The organism is Stenotrophomonas sp. BIGb0135, from assembly GCF_024810105.1.
GTDB lineage: Bacteria > Pseudomonadota > Gammaproteobacteria > Xanthomonadales > Xanthomonadaceae > Stenotrophomonas > Stenotrophomonas maltophilia_AB.
Genome location: NZ_JANUDX010000003.1, coordinates 92,218 through 106,033 on the forward strand (window position 1 = coordinate 92,218; position 13,816 = coordinate 106,033).

The 13,816-nt window shown below is 65.8% G+C and carries 13 protein-coding genes and 1 tRNA gene; 2 read left to right on the plus strand and 12 right to left on the minus strand.

Annotated features, from left to right (window positions below; translation table 11 throughout):
- Positions 1-3: 3 nt before the first annotated feature.
- The 12 genes from nuoH to M2421_RS08295 all read right to left on the minus strand — a co-directional run bounded on the left by nuoH (position 4) and on the right by M2421_RS08295 (position 11,407).
- A complete protein-coding gene (gene nuoH / locus M2421_RS08240) occupies positions 4-1,095 on the minus strand; it encodes an NADH-quinone oxidoreductase subunit NuoH (RefSeq protein WP_259205569.1) in 1,092 nt (363 codons plus the stop codon).
- A complete protein-coding gene (gene nuoG / locus M2421_RS08245) occupies positions 1,092-3,326 on the minus strand; it encodes an NADH-quinone oxidoreductase subunit NuoG (RefSeq protein WP_259205580.1) in 2,235 nt (744 codons plus the stop codon). The genes nuoH and nuoG overlap by 4 nt, the downstream gene beginning before the upstream one ends.
- The gene (gene nuoF, locus M2421_RS08250; protein WP_259205581.1) at positions 3,323-4,663 is read right to left on the minus strand and encodes an NADH-quinone oxidoreductase subunit NuoF; all 1,341 of its coding nucleotides are present in this window, start codon (positions 4,661-4,663) and stop codon (positions 3,323-3,325) included. The genes nuoG and nuoF overlap by 4 nt, the downstream gene beginning before the upstream one ends.
- Positions 4,664-4,666: 3 nt before the next feature.
- Complete coding sequence (nuoE, locus tag M2421_RS08255) at positions 4,667-5,194, minus strand: NADH-quinone oxidoreductase subunit NuoE (protein ID WP_121038421.1); 528 nt, start codon at positions 5,192-5,194, stop codon at positions 4,667-4,669.
- Between the two features lie 94 nt (positions 5,195-5,288).
- Positions 5,289-6,518 carry an NADH-quinone oxidoreductase subunit D gene (locus M2421_RS08260; protein ID WP_259206509.1) on the minus strand — a complete coding sequence of 410 codons (1,230 nt, stop codon included), beginning with the start codon at positions 6,516-6,518 and terminating at the stop codon, positions 5,289-5,291.
- Between the two features lie 89 nt (positions 6,519-6,607).
- The gene (locus M2421_RS08265) at positions 6,608-7,360 is read right to left on the minus strand and encodes an NADH-quinone oxidoreductase subunit C (RefSeq protein ID WP_259205586.1); all 753 of its coding nucleotides are present in this window, start codon (positions 7,358-7,360) and stop codon (positions 6,608-6,610) included.
- Between the two features lie 32 nt (positions 7,361-7,392).
- Positions 7,393-7,947, minus strand: coding sequence for an NADH-quinone oxidoreductase subunit B (locus tag M2421_RS08270; RefSeq protein WP_259205588.1), 555 nt, complete (start codon positions 7,945-7,947; stop codon positions 7,393-7,395).
- Positions 7,938-8,294: an NADH-quinone oxidoreductase subunit A gene (locus M2421_RS08275; RefSeq protein ID WP_038691968.1), complete on the minus strand. Its 357-nt coding sequence runs from the start codon at positions 8,292-8,294 to the stop codon at positions 7,938-7,940. The genes M2421_RS08270 and M2421_RS08275 overlap by 10 nt, the downstream gene beginning before the upstream one ends.
- A 113-nt stretch (positions 8,295-8,407) precedes the next feature.
- Positions 8,408-8,492 (minus strand) — tRNA-Leu (locus tag M2421_RS08280).
- A gap of 63 nt (positions 8,493-8,555) precedes the next feature.
- Complete coding sequence (secG, locus tag M2421_RS08285; RefSeq protein WP_259206511.1) at positions 8,556-8,996, minus strand: preprotein translocase subunit SecG; 441 nt, start codon at positions 8,994-8,996, stop codon at positions 8,556-8,558.
- Between the two features lie 54 nt (positions 8,997-9,050).
- Positions 9,051-9,806, minus strand: coding sequence for a triose-phosphate isomerase (gene tpiA / locus M2421_RS08290; protein WP_259205593.1), 756 nt, complete (start codon positions 9,804-9,806; stop codon positions 9,051-9,053).
- A 665-nt stretch (positions 9,807-10,471) separates the two neighbouring features.
- A complete protein-coding gene (locus M2421_RS08295) occupies positions 10,472-11,407 on the minus strand; it encodes a 2-oxoglutarate and iron-dependent oxygenase domain-containing protein (RefSeq protein ID WP_259205595.1) in 936 nt (311 codons plus the stop codon).
- A gap of 193 nt (positions 11,408-11,600) precedes the next feature.
- On the opposite strand from M2421_RS08295, the gene M2421_RS08300 reads away from it, so the two are divergent.
- Complete coding sequence (locus M2421_RS08300; protein WP_259205597.1) at positions 11,601-12,893, plus strand: glycosyltransferase family 4 protein; 1,293 nt, start codon at positions 11,601-11,603, stop codon at positions 12,891-12,893.
- The gene (locus M2421_RS08305; RefSeq protein WP_259205599.1) at positions 12,880-13,734 is read left to right on the plus strand and encodes a polysaccharide deacetylase family protein; all 855 of its coding nucleotides are present in this window, start codon (positions 12,880-12,882) and stop codon (positions 13,732-13,734) included. Before M2421_RS08300 ends, M2421_RS08305 begins: the two co-directional genes overlap by 14 nt.
- Positions 13,735-13,816 lie beyond the last annotated feature (82 nt).

Below are 13,816 nucleotides of genomic sequence, written 5' to 3' on the forward strand. Positions count from 1 at the left end.
CACTTAGACGCCCTTCTGGATCACGCCGTAGAACACCATCAACGCCGTCACTGCAATCCACGCGATGGTGAGCGGGATGAAGACCTTCCAGCCCAGACGCATGATCTGGTCGTAACGGAAGCGCGGGAAGCTGGCACGGAACCAGATGTAGGCGCTGGCGAAGAAGAACACCTTCAGCAGCAGCCACGGCCAACCGCCCTTCCAGATCCAGTCGATCCACGGGGAGATGTCCGCGGTGACCCAGCCCTGGATCGGGCTCAGCCAGCCGCCGAGGAAGAAGATCGAGATCAGGAAGCTGATCAGGATCATGTTGGCGTATTCGGCCAGGAAGAACAGCGCGAACGCACCACCGGAGTACTCGACCATGTGGCCGGCGACAATTTCCGATTCGCCTTCCACCACGTCGAACGGCGCGCGGTTGGTTTCGGCCACGCCGGACACCCAGTACACGATGAACAGCGGGAACAGCGGCAGCAGGAACCAGTCGAAGAAACCGGAGCTGCCGGCCTGCGCCATCACGATGCTGCTCAGGTTCAAGCTGCCCGAGGCGATCATCACGCCGACCAGGGCGAAGCCCATGGCGATTTCGTAGCTGATCATCTGCGCCGAGGCGCGCATCGCACCCAGGAACGCGTACTTGGAGTTGGAGGCCCAACCGGCCAGGATGATGCCGTACACGCCCAGCGAGGTCATCGCCAGCAGGTACAGCAGGCCGGCGTTGGCGTTGGACAGCACGATTCTGGCGTCGAAGGGAATCACCGACCAGGCCGCGAAGGCCGGGGCCAGCGTGATCAACGGCGCAAGGATGAACATCGCCTTGTGCGAGCTGGCCGGCTGGATGATTTCCTTGAACAGCAGCTTGAAGACGTCGGCGAAGGCCTGGAAGATGCCCATGCCCACGTACATCGGGCCGTGGCGGACGTGCATCCAGCCGATCAGCTTGCGCTCCCAGACCACGAAGAAGGCCACCGAGATGATCACCGGCATGGCGATCACCAGGATCTTCAGGATGATCCAGAGCAGCGCGCCGATCTCGCCCAGCGACAGCAGCCACTGGTGCAGCGGGTCGACCGCGTTCAACAGCATTTCGTTCATGCAGCCACCACCGTTACGCGTGCGGCACCCAGCGGCGCGGTTGCACCGTGGCCCGATTCAATCCAGACCGCACCCGCGGCGACGCGGGCGTCGACCACCACCGGCAGCGTGGCGCGGCCGGCATCGGTGCCGACCTTGGCCATCTGCCCTTCCGCCAACTGCAGGCGGGCGGCATCGGCGGCATTGAGCACGATGCGCGGGGCGTTGTTGAGCGGATGCGACTGCAGCGCCTGGGCGCGACGGACCACCGCATCGGTGCGGTAGATCGCGGCCGTCGAGGCCACTTCCAGGCCCTCGCCCGCCACCGGCGTTGCCGCCGACGCCGCAACGCTGACGCTGACCGGGGCCAGGCTGGCACGCAGGCCGGCCAGGTCGGTGAACTCGAAACCGGCCAGGGCCAGTTCGCCGCCCAGTGCGCGCAGCACGCGCCAGCCTTCACGCGCCTCGCCCGGCAGCTTGCCGCCGGCGCGGGCCGACTGCTCGCGACCATCGAGGTTGGTCAGGGTGGCATCCACTTCCGGCAGCGCGCCGATCGGCAGGATCACGTCGGCCACGTCGCGGGTGGAGGCGCAGGCGAACTGGCTGAAGGCCACCACCTGGGCACCGGCCAGTGCCTTGCGGGCAGCGGCGGCGTCGGCGAAGTCCAGGCCCGGCTCGATGCCGTAGATGGCATAGGCCTTGCGCGGCTGGGCCAGCATGGCGTTGACGTCCTTGCCGGCCGGCAGCACGCCGGCACGGGACAGGCCGATCGCGTTGGCGCCCTGCGGGATGCGGCACAGCTTGGCGCCGGTGGCGGCGGCGAAATCACGCGCGGCGGCGCGGATCGCGGCGGCCTGCGGGTGGTTTTCGGCGATCGCACCGACGATCAGCACGGCGTTGTTGGCGCCCTTGACCGCATCGCGCAGGTCGGCGTTGCCGAGCGCGTCGATGAAGGCCGACGGGGCGACGATCTGCTTGCTGGCCAGCTTGAACGCGAAATCGAAGTCCACCGGGTTGACCGCGTGGATCTTCGCGTTGCGCGTGGTCTGCGCCTTGCGCAGGCGGGCGTGCAGCAGCGGCAGCTCATGGCGGATGTTGCTGCCCAGCACCACGATGCTGTCGGCGCCTTCGATGTCGGCCAGCGGCAGGCCAAAGGCCTCGGCGGTGGCGGCGTCGGAGAAGTCGCGGTTGTTGATGCGGTGGTCGATGTTGCTCGAGCCCAGGCCGGTGGCCAGGCGGGCCAGCAGCGCGCCTTCCTCGTTGGAGGTGGACGGATGCACCAGCACGCCGAGGTGGTCGCCCTGGTTGGCCTTGAGGATCTCGGTGGCCGCAGCCAGGCCTTCGGCCCAGCTCACTTCCTTCCACTCGCCGTTGACCTTGCGCAGCGGCTTGACCGCACGGTCTTCGCTGTACAGGCCCTGGTGCGAGTAGCGGTCGCGATCGGACAGCCAGCATTCGTTGACCGACTCGTTGTCGCGCGGCACCGCGCGCAGCACTTCGCCGCGACGCACGTGCAGGAACAGGTTCGAGCCCATCGCGTCGTGGTAGCCCAGCGATTCGCGCGCGGTCAGTTCCCACGGACGGGCGCGGAACTGGAAGACCTTGTTGGTCAGCGCACCGACCGGGCACACGTCGACGACGTTGCCGGACAGTTCGGTGGTCAGCGGCTTGCCGTCGTAGGTGCCGATCTGCAGGTTTTCACCGCGGTACATGCCACCCAGCTCGTAGGTACCGGCAACGTCGGCGGTGAAGCGGACGCAGCGGGTGCACTGGATGCAGCGGGTCATCTCGGTGGCGACCAGCGGACCGATGTCCTCGTCGGGCACCACGCGCTTGCGCTCGTTGAAGCGGCTGACCGAACGGCCATAGCCCAGCGAAACGTCCTGCAGTTCGCACTCGCCGCCCTGGTCGCAGATCGGGCAATCCAGCGGGTGGTTGATCAGCAGGAATTCCATCACCGAGCGCTGGAACTTGAGCGCCTTTTCACTGCGGGTGGCGACCTTCATGCCATCCATCACCGGCGTGGCGCAGGCCGGCGCCGGCTTGGGCGACTTTTCCACGTCGACCAGGCACATGCGGCAATTGGCCGCGATCGGCAGCTTCTCGTGGTAGCAGAAGCGCGGGATCGGGATGCCGGCCTTGTCGGCGGCCTGGATGATCATCGAGCCCTTGGGCACGACCAGCGACTGGCCGTCGATCTCGACGGTCACGTGGTCCGGTGGCACGCTCGGATTTACGGGTTGCGCGCTCATGCAGCGGCTGCCTCCACCTTCTTGCCGTCAACCATCGAATGACCGTTGACGATGTAATACTCGAATTCGTCCCAGAACTGGCGCAGGAAGCCCTGGATGGGCCATGCCGCCGCTTCACCGAACGCGCAGATGGTGTGGCCTTCGATCTGGCCGGCCACTGCCTTCAACTGGTGCAGGTCTTCCATCGTGGCCTTGCCGGCGACGATGCGCTCGAGCACGCGGTGCATCCAGCCGGTGCCTTCGCGGCACGGGGTGCACTGGCCACAGGATTCCTTGTGGAAGAACTGGCTGATGCGGCAGGCGAACTTGACGCAGCAGACGCTGTCGTCCAGCACCACGATCGCACCCGACCCCAACCCGGTGCCGAGGGCACGCAGGGTGTCGTAGTCCATCTGCAGGCCCTTGAGCTCGTCGGCCTTCAGCACCGGCATCGAGACGCCGCCCGGGACCGCGCCCTTGAGGGTGCGGCCCGGCTTCAGGCCACCGGCCATTTCCAGCAGGTCGTCGAAGGTGGTGCCGAGCGGCACTTCGAAGTTGCCGCCCTTCTGCACGCAACCGGAGACCGAGAAGATCTTCGGACCGCCGTTCTTGGTCAGGCTCAGGCCCTGGAACCACTCCGGACCGTTGCGGATGATTGCCGGCACCGAGGCATAGGTCTCGGTGTTGTTGATCGTCGACGGCTTGCCGTACAGGCCGAAGTTGGCCGGGAACGGCGGCTTGTAGCGCGGCTGGCCCTTCTTGCCTTCCAGCGACTCCATCAGCGCGGTTTCTTCGCCGCAGATGTAGGCGCCGGCGCCGAGCGCACCGTAGATGTCGATGTCCACGCCGCTGCCGAGGATATCCTTGCCCAGCCAGCCGTTCGCGTACGCGTCGGCCAGGGCCTGCTCGAAGTTCTCGAAGGGCTCGTGGTGGAACTCACCGCGCAGGTAGTTGTAGCCCACGGTCGAGCCGGTGGCGTAGCAGGCGATCGCCATGCCTTCCACGACCGAATGCGGGTTGTAGCGCAGGATGTCGCGGTCCTTGCAGGTGCCCGGCTCGGATTCATCCGAGTTGCAGAGGATGTACTTCTGCATCGTGCCCTTGGGCATGAAGGACCACTTCAGGCCGGTCGGGAAGCCCGCGCCGCCACGGCCGCGCAGGTTGGACTGCTTGACCATCTCGATGACCTGCTCCGGCGAGATCTTCTCTTCGAGGATCTTGCGCAGCGCGGCGTAACCGCCGGTCTTGAGGTAGCTCTCATACGACCACGGGGTGTCGTAATGCAGGGTGGTGTAGACCACCTGGTGCGGCAACGGTGCGGGACCGACCGGACCACTGGGTGCGTGATGATGTGCCATGTCTTACTCCAACCCGTCCAGCAGCTCGTCGACTTTCTCGACGGTCAGGCGCTCGTGGTAATGGCCATTGATGACCATCATCGGCGCACCGGCGCAACCGGCCAGGCATTCTTCTTCACGCTTGAGGTAGATGCGGCCGTCGGCGGTGGACTGGCCGGTCTTGCAGCCGAGCTTCTTCTCGGCGTGCGCGACCAGGTCCTCGGCACCGTTCAACCAGCAGCTGATGTTGGTGCAGAAGGCGACGTTGTGGCGGCCGACCTTCTCCAGCTCGAACATCGAGTAGAAGCTGGCCACTTCGTAGGCCCATACCGGCGGCAGGTCCAGGTACTTGGCGACGCCGGCGATCAACTCGTCGGTCAGCCAGCCTGCGTTCTGTTCCTGTGCGGCGTGCAGGCCCTGCAGGACAGCCGAGCGCTTGCGATCCGGCGGGAACTTGGCCAGCCAATGATCGATGTGCGCACGGGTCTTGTCGTTCAAGACCACCATCGGGTCGACGTCGCGCGCCGCCTCGAAATTACCTGTCGCCTTCATCGGCCGACCTCAGCGAATACGAAATCGTTAAAAACCAGAACCTGCAGCGCCGGCAACAGCCGGCGGGTGTCAGGCATCGTGCATGCGGGCCGGATCACCGGTCGACCTCGCCGAACACCAGATCGTAGGTGCCGATCATGGCCACCACGTCGGCGAGCATGTGCCCGCGCACGATCGAGTCGATCGAGGACAGATGGGCAAAGCCCGGCGCGCGCAGGTGCACGCGGAACGGCTTGTTGGCGCCATCGGACATCAGGTAGCAGCCGAACTCGCCCTTGGGCGCTTCGACGGCGGCGTAGGTTTCGCCGACCGGGACGCAGTAGCCTTCACTGAACAGCTTGAAGTGATGGATCAGCGCTTCCATGTCGTCCTTCATGTCCTCGCGGCTGGGCGGAGCGACCTTGAAGTTCTTGACCATGACCGGGCCGGGGTTGGCCTTGAGCCAGGTGACGCACTGCTTGATGATGCGGTTGGATTCGCGCATCTCGGCCACGCGGACCAGGTAACGATCGTAGCAGTCGCCTTCCTTGCCGAGCGGAATGTCGAAATCGACCGCGTCGTACTTGGCGTACGGCTGCTTCTTGCGCAGGTCCCAGGCAACGCCCGAGCCGCGCAGCATCACGCCGGTCATGCCCCAGGCATGGGCCAGTTCCGGGGTGACCACGCCGATGCCGACGGTACGTTGCTTCCAGATGCGGTTGTCGGTGAGCAGGGTTTCGTACTCGTCGACACGCTTGGGGAACTCGACGGTGAAGTTCTCCAGGAAGTCCAGCAGCGAACCTTCGCGCGAGGCGTTGAGGTTCTTCAGGGCATTACCCTTGTGCCAGCGCGATTCCTTGTACTTGGGCATGCGGTCCGGCAGGTCGCGGTAGACGCCGCCCGGACGGTAGTACGCCGCGTGCATGCGTGCGCCGGAGACCGCTTCATAGCAGTCCATCAGCTCTTCGCGCTCGCGGAAGGCATACAGCATGACCGCCATCGCACCCAGATCGAGCGCGTTGGACCCGAGCCACATCAGGTGGTTCAGGATGCGGGTGATTTCGTCGAACATGGTGCGGATGTACTGCGCACGCTCCGGCGCCTCGATCCCCATCAGGGTTTCGATCGCGCGCACGTAGGCGTGCTCGTTGCACATCATCGACACGTAATCCAGGCGATCCATGTAACCGATCGACTGGTTGAACGGCTTGGATTCGGCCAGCTTCTCGGTACCCCGGTGCAGCAGGCCCACGTGGGGGTCGGCACGCACGATGGTTTCGCCGTCCATTTCCAGGATCAGGCGCAGCACACCGTGCGCGGCCGGATGCTGCGGGCCGAAGTTCATGGTGTAGTTGCGGATTTCCTGGCGCAGTTCGGCCGGGTTGCTCGCAAAGGCCTGGTGGGCCTGGGGTTCACGCTTGCTCAGATCAGCACTCACTTTACTGCCTCCGACTGCGCGCTTTCGCCGGCAGCGGTCTGGAAACGGGCATCGTCACGGATCACGCGCGGCACGCCGACACGCGGCTCCACCGAGGTGACCGGCTCGTAGATCACGCGCTTCTTCTCTTCGTCGTAGCGCACTTCGACGTTGCCGATCAGCGGGAAATCCTTGCGGAACGGGTGGCCGACGAAGCCGTAATCGGTGAGGATCCGGCGCAGGTCCGGATGGCCTTCGAAGATCACGCCATACAGGTCGAACGCCTCGCGCTCGAACCAGTTCAGGCCCGGCCACACGTCGGTCAGCGAGGCGACCACCGGCAGTTCCTCGTTCGGCGCGAAGCAGCGGATGCGCATGGTGAGGTTGTGCTGGTAGGAACGCAGCTGGGCGACCACGGCGAAACGCTGCAGCGGGATCGGCTGCGGCTGGGCGCCGTCGCTGGTTTCACGGGTGGGGAACTCGCCCCACGCGAAACGGCCGACGGACTTGCCCTCGACGCCACGGCTGAAGCCCTGGGACGACACATCGGCCGTGTCCCATTCGTCGCTGCCGTAACCGAGGTAGTCCAGGCCACAGAGGTCCACGGCCTGCTCGAAACCGAATTCGTCGCGCAGCGCCACAGCGGTGGCATGCCAGTCAGCGGCGGGCACTTCCAGCGTCACTTCGCCGCGGGGTTCGACCACGAAGACCTGCGCACCAGCAAAACGTGCGGAGAGTCGGTCGATGAAGGAAGGTGCTTGCTCTGCCATGGGGGCTTGGCGTGCTCTAGTCAGGAGGGAGGTCAGCGGGCGATGGTCTGCGTACGCCAGATCTTCTTCTGCAACTGCAGGATCCCGTACACCAGCGCTTCGGCGGTTGGCGGGCAGCCCGGGACGTAAACGTCCACCGGCACCACGCGGTCACAGCCACGAACCACTGCATAGGAGTAGTGGTAGTAGCCGCCACCGTTGGCGCAGCTGCCCATGGAGATGACCCACTTCGGGTCCGGCATCTGGTCGTAGACCTTGCGCAGCGCCGGGGCCATCTTGTTGACCAGGGTGCCGGCCACGATCATCACGTCGGACTGACGCGGCGACGGGCGGAACACCACGCCGTAGCGGTCAAGGTCCAGGCGCGCGGCACCGGCATGCATCATTTCGACGGCGCAGCAGGCCAGGCCGAAGGTCATCGGCCACATCGACCCGGTACGCGCCCAGTTCAGCAGGGCGTCGACGCTGGTGGTCAGGTAACCCTTTTCCAGCAGCGGGTTGTCGCCCTCGGGGCGCAGGATGTCGTCGACCCGCCCTTCCGGGACCGGGTTGTTCATCAGGCCGTCGAGCGTCTGAATCACTCCCATTCCAGCGCTCCCTTCTTCCAGACGTAAATGAAACCGAGGAAAAGCATGCCTACGAAGAGGCCCATCGTGACCAGCGAACGTGCGCCCAGTTCCATGAAGACCTGGGTCCACGGCACGATGAAGATGATTTCCAAGTCAAATACGATGAACTGGATCGCGATCAGGTAGTAGCGCACATCGAACTTCATGCGCGCGTCCTCGAAAGCCTCGAAGCCGCATTCGTACGGCGAGAGCTTTTTCAGATCAGGACGTCGTGGACCGAGGAATCGGCCGACCAGCATCAGCGATACGCCGATACCGGTGGCAACGATCAGAAACAGCAGAGACGGCAAATATTCGGCCAGCACAGCGATTCTCTCTTGCCTCTGCCGCTGCGCCTGCAGGCGCTTTGGCATGGGGGAGTGGACGGATACCGCTACCTGGCGCTTTGCGCGCCAGACGAACCCGCTTACAAACAAAATGGTGCCCAAGAGGGGACTCGAACCCCTACGACTCTCGTCGCTACCACCTCAAGGTAGTGCGTCTACCAATTCCGCCACCTGGGCTTACGTTCGCAGCAAGGGGGTTCCTATCGGATTCCCTCAGTGCGCCGCATATTGTAACCGTCTTCAGCGAGTCTGGGTGCCTTCCGAAGGCTTTTCTTCACCAGATTTCGGAGTTTCCGCCTGAGCCGGCACAGTTGCCGGCGGAACCGGCTGCTGGACAGCGGTTTCCGGGGCCTTTGGCACGGCCGGCAGCTCACCTGCCGGGGCGGCCGGCGCGGATGCGGCCGGAGCCGACATCAGGCCGAGGTCCTGGCCGCTGGCCGGACGCGAACCATGGCTGGCGTACCAGGCCATGAAGAGGCTGATGCCGAAGAACACCACGGCCAGCCACTTGGTCGACTTGGACAGGAAGTTGGACGCGCCACGCGCGCCGAACACGGTCCCCGAGGCGCCGGCGCCGAAACCCGACCCTGCGGCCGCACCGGAACCACGCTGCATCAGGATGAGCGCGATCATGGCGACCGCCACCAGCACGTAGACCACATTGAGGATCAACATCAGCATTTCGAATCCGTCCTCGGACATGTCGTGCCGGCGGTCAGCCGGCAACATTACGAATCAGCGCCCGGCCGCCGCATCGACGATGGCCAGGAAGTCCGCGGCTACCAACGAGGCGCCGCCCACCAGCCCACCATCGACATCGGGCTGCGCGAACAGTTCCCCTGCGTTGTCGGGCTTCACGCTGCCGCCGTACAGGATCGGCAACGAATCAGCGATTCTAGCATCGAGCTTGGCCACTTCGCCACGGATGAACGCATGGACCTGCTGGGCCTGCTCCTTGGAGGCGGTGCGACCGGTGCCGATCGCCCAGACCGGCTCATAGGCGACAACCGCATGCTGGAAGCCGGCCGGGCCGACCAGATCGAGGACCGGAGCGAGCTGGCCGGCGATGACCTGCTCGGTCTGGCCCGCCTCGCGCTGCTCGAGGGTCTCACCCACGCACAGGACCGGCACCAGCCCGGCATGCAGGGCGGCGGCGAACTTGCGGGCGACCAGCTCACTGCTTTCAGCGTGGTACTGGCGACGTTCGGAGTGCCCGACCAGGCCATAGCGGGCGCCGACTTCGGCCAGCATCGCGGCGGAGACTTCGCCGGTGTAGGCGCCCTTTTCATTGGAGCTGACGTCCTGCGAGCCGAAAGCGATGGCGCGGCCCTCGAAGGCCTCGACCAGCTCGCCCAGGTAGGGCAACGGGGGCAGGATCACCACGTCGACGCCGTCACACGGGAGGCTGGCAACCAGGTCGCTGACCAGGTCCGTGGCGAATTGGCGGCTGCCGTGCAGCTTCCAGTTACCGGCGACGATCTTGCGGCGCATGGCGGTGCTCCATTGGTATCAGCCGCCCATGATAACGGATGAAACGAAATGGCGTTGGTGGGAAAACGCTTACATTTCAATTGGATATTTATTTTTCGCTGCGGGCTCGAGTCAAAAGCAACGGCAACGGCAGCAGGGGACGTCCCCGGGCTGGGCGAGCATGGGTGGGTTGGCGGGACACGCCGTGAACCCCGCTCCGCGGCCCGGCCCAGCCGCTGGCGGCTGTGCGTTCGAACGCATGCGAGCCAGTGCCTCGCAAGCAATGCGCTCTCACCCATGGGGCTCGTTATGCGCCATCCATGGCGCATAACGGCCCCGCCAACCCACCCACGCCCGCCCTCTGACAATGTGTCGGCCTGCATGGGACGGCGACGAAGCAGCGGGGCGGCACTGAATCTGCCCTGCCCTCCGCCGAGGCAATCTGCCGGGGGCGAGCGCTGCGATGACAGGCGGGACCGTCGGGCGCCAAGGATGGCGCCCGTCGAGCCACCAGGGACGGATTTACGGCGCGTCCCGGCTGGGCATGGCAGTGCTCGCCCTGCACGGGGCAGCGAATAGCCGAATGCAGCCAGGGCAGCAGTGCCTGGAGCCAGCCAGAAGCCGGCACGGCGCGGAATGAAGAAGGCCGCCTTGCGGCGGCCCTCTCGTTTGTCCCGACGGATCGCTTACTTCAGCTTGATCTCGCGCAGGCGCTCTTCCAGGAAACCGTGGGCCGTGATCGGCTCCGGGTAGCGGCTCGGGTTTTCCGGGGTGATGCAGGTCGGCAGCACGTCGATCAGATAATCCGGGTTCGGGTGCAGGAAGAACGGCACCGAATAGCGCGGCTGGCGCGCCTGCTCACCCGGGGGGTTGACCACGCGGTGGATGGTCGACGGGTACACATGGTTGGTCAGGCGCTGCAGCATGTCGCCGATGTTGACCACGATCGTGTCCGCGTCCGACGTGAACGGCACCCACTTGCCATCGTGCGCCTGCACTTCCAGCCCGGCCGCGCTCGCCCCCACCAGCAGCGTGATGAAGTTGATGTCCCCATGCGCGCCGGCGCGCACGTTCGGGATGTTCTCCGCGGTGATCGGCGGGTAGTGGATCGGGCGCAGGATCGAATTGCCGTTGTTGGTCTTGTCGGCGAAGAAGTCTTCCGGCAGGCCGATGTGAAGGGCCAATGCCGACAGCACCCGCGAGCCCAACTGGTCCAGCGCCTGGTACAGGCCGTAGCCGCGCTCACGGAAGCCCGGGACCTCGCTCGGCCACAGGTTCGGCGCCATCACGTCCCGGTACTTGGAGTCATCCGGGATCTCGCGACCGATGTGCCAGAACTCCTTCAGGTCGAAGTGCTGCGAGCCCTTGGCCGTCTCCACCCCGAATGCCGTGTAGCCGCGCGCACCGCCACTGCCCGGCACGTGATACTTGCGCTTGGTCTCCTCCGGCAGCGCGAAGAAGGCCTTGAAGACCTCGTAGGCGGCGTCGATGTCGGCCTGCGGGATGCCGTGGTTGCGGATGCCCGCGAATCCCCATTCGCGGTAGGCCGCGCCCAGTTCGGCGACGAACGCGTCGCGGTCACTATCGAAACGGGTGATATCGAGGGTCGGGATCTGGCTCACAGCGGTTCCTGGCTAGTTCGGATGGGTCGCGGGCCACCACTGTGGCCCGGCTGAACATTGTGCCAGATCCGACCACCGGCACTGCCGATACAAAGATACAAACCGATACAATGCGCCGCCCGCCTCGATTGGACGGGTCGCCGACGCAGCCGCCGCCACGTCCCCTGCCCTCCTGCGCCACCCGAGCCGCTCCATGGATGCTTTCCACCCCAGCGTTCCCGCCCCTTCCCTGTCCCCGAACCACGCGCTCACGGCGCATGGCACGGTGACCGCCGCGCCCGTACCCCGGCGCGCCACGCCGGTCCTGGACAGGTCAGCGGTGAATGCCCCGGCGGCGTTCGCGCCGCTGAAGATCCTGCACACCGAGGCCGCCAAGGGATTCGGCGGCCAGGAGATCTATATCTATCGCCACATGCTGGCCATGCGCGACCGCGGTCACGACGTGTCCCTGCTGTGCCAGCCCGGGGCCCGCCTGGGCGAGACCGCGCGCGAAGCCGGCTTCACCGTGCATTACCTGAAAATGGGCGGGTTGCTGCGGCTGGTGCGGGGCATCTGGTCGGTCAAACAGCTGGTGGCCCGCCATGGATTCGACGTGGTCAACACCACCAGCCGCCGCGACAGCCTGATCGCCGCCGCGGGTGCACGCCTGGGGGGCGCGCGCCTGGTCGTGCGCTCGCGCCACTTGATGAGCCCCATCAATTCGCTGCTCACCTACACCGGCCTGCCGCACCGGGTGATGACCGTCAGCAGCTACGTCAAGCAGTTGCTGGTGTCGCGCGGGGTGGACGATGGCCGCATCGGCATCGTGCCGCCGATCGCGGTGCCGCCGCAGTGGTCGCAGATCGACGCCGAGGATCCCTGGCAATGCGTGCAGGACACCCGCGCGGAGGTGCGCCGCGAGCTCGGTTTTGATGCGGCGCAGATCGTGGTCGGCTGCGTGGCGGTGTTGCGCGAGCCCAAGGGCCATATCGACCTGCTGCACGCGATCGCCCCGCTCTGCCGCCAGCACTCCAACCTGCAGCTGGTGATCGTGGGCGATGGCCAGCCGATGATGGACAGGCTGGTGGCGTTGCGCCGCGAGCTCGGCCTGGAAGCGCAGGTGCACCTGCTCGGCTTCCGCCTGGGCGCGTGCCGGTTGATGGCCGCGTTCGATATCTTCGCGCTGGCCACGCACAAGGAAGCGGCCGGCACGGTGTTCCTGGAAGCGGCCCACGTGGGCGTGCCGATCGTGGCCACGCGCGTGGGCGGGGTACCGGAGATGGTGCTCGAAGGCAGCAATGCTATGCTCGCCCCGCTCGGCGATCGGGACGCGCTCAGCCACGCACTGCAGACCCTGGTCGAGAACCCCGAGCAGCGCCAGCGCATGGGCCGTGCCGGCTGGGAATGGATGCGCACCGCCCAACGCTTCACCCCGTCGGGGCATACCGAAGCGACCGAACACTACTACCACCAGTGGTTGAAGGAACTGGGCCATGGCCAACGCTAGATCCGTGCCGGTATTGATGCACCACCACGTCAGCCCCTCGCCGGGCATGATCACGGTGTCGCCGGAGAATTTCGAGAGCCAGATCGCGTGGCTGGCCCGCAACGGCTGGACCTCGCTGACCCTGGCGCAGTACGCCGACTTCCTGGCCGGCAAGCCGGTACCGCGCAGGTCGATCGTGATCACCTTCGATGACGGCTACCTGGACAACTGGGTGTACGCGCATCCGATCCTGCAGAAATACGGCATGCATGCGGTGGTGTTCGTGGTGACCGGCTGGATGGGCGAAGGCCCCGCGCGGCCGCATGCCGGCCAGGCCGGTGCCACCCTGCCGGAAACGCCGGACCACCGCGGCTGCGAGGCGGCGATCCTGCGCGAGGGCCGCGCCGATGATGTGATGATGCGCTGGAGCGAAGCGCGCGAGATGATCGCCGCCGGCACGTTCGAAGTGCATTGCCACACGCACACGCATACGCGCTGGATGAAGCAGGACATCAGCCGCGAGCAGAAGCGCGAGGGCATTACCCGCGATCTGTCGATGGCGCGCCTGATACTGCAGCAGCAGCTGGGCGAGGTCTCGGACACGCTGTGCTGGCCCTACGGCGATTTCGACGAGGATTATCTGCCGGTCGCGCGCGCGCAGGGCTTCCGCTACCTGCATACGACGCATCCGTTCGGGCGCAACGTGGTGGGCGGCGATCCGGAACACATCTATCGTTTCGCCATCCGCAACCGTCCGGCCAGCTGGCTGCGCAAGCGCATCGCCTGGAGCTACCACCCGCTGATCGGGCCGCTGTTCAATCGCTTCAAGGCCAGGCAGAAGAAGATGGTGCCGGGGCCGTAGGCCGGCAACGCCGGCGTCTCCATGCGCGCCAGCCCGCAACAGAAAACGCCCCGGAAACCCGGGGCGTTTTCGTTGGTCGGTA

Bases quoted from the DNA above. Each gene is read 5' to 3' on its own strand.
- nuoE (WP_121038421.1), bottom strand. From the start codon at position 5,194: ATGAAGGCGACAGGTAATTTCGAGGCGGCGCGCGACGTCGACCCGATG.
- secG (WP_259206511.1), bottom strand. From the start codon at position 8,996: ATGCTGATGTTGATCCTCAATGTGGTCTACGTGCTGGTGGCGGTCGCC.
- nuoG (WP_259205580.1), bottom strand. From the start codon at position 3,326: ATGAGCGCGCAACCCGTAAATCCGAGCGTGCCACCGGACCACGTGACC.
- M2421_RS08270 (WP_259205588.1), bottom strand. From the start codon at position 7,947: ATGGGAGTGATTCAGACGCTCGACGGCCTGATGAACAACCCGGTCCCG.
- tpiA (WP_259205593.1), bottom strand. From the start codon at position 9,806: ATGCGCCGCAAGATCGTCGCCGGTAACTGGAAGCTGCACGGCAGCCGC.
- M2421_RS08260 (WP_259206509.1), bottom strand. From the start codon at position 6,518: ATGAACTTCGGCCCGCAGCATCCGGCCGCGCACGGTGTGCTGCGCCTG.
- M2421_RS08265 (WP_259205586.1), bottom strand. From the start codon at position 7,360: ATGGCAGAGCAAGCACCTTCCTTCATCGACCGACTCTCCGCACGTTTT.
- M2421_RS08305 (WP_259205599.1), top strand. From the start codon at position 12,880: ATGGCCAACGCTAGATCCGTGCCGGTATTGATGCACCACCACGTCAGC.
- nuoF (WP_259205581.1), bottom strand. From the start codon at position 4,663: ATGGCACATCATCACGCACCCAGTGGTCCGGTCGGTCCCGCACCGTTG.
- nuoH (WP_259205569.1), bottom strand. From the start codon at position 1,095: ATGAACGAAATGCTGTTGAACGCGGTCGACCCGCTGCACCAGTGGCTG.
- M2421_RS08300 (WP_259205597.1), top strand. From the start codon at position 11,601: ATGGATGCTTTCCACCCCAGCGTTCCCGCCCCTTCCCTGTCCCCGAAC.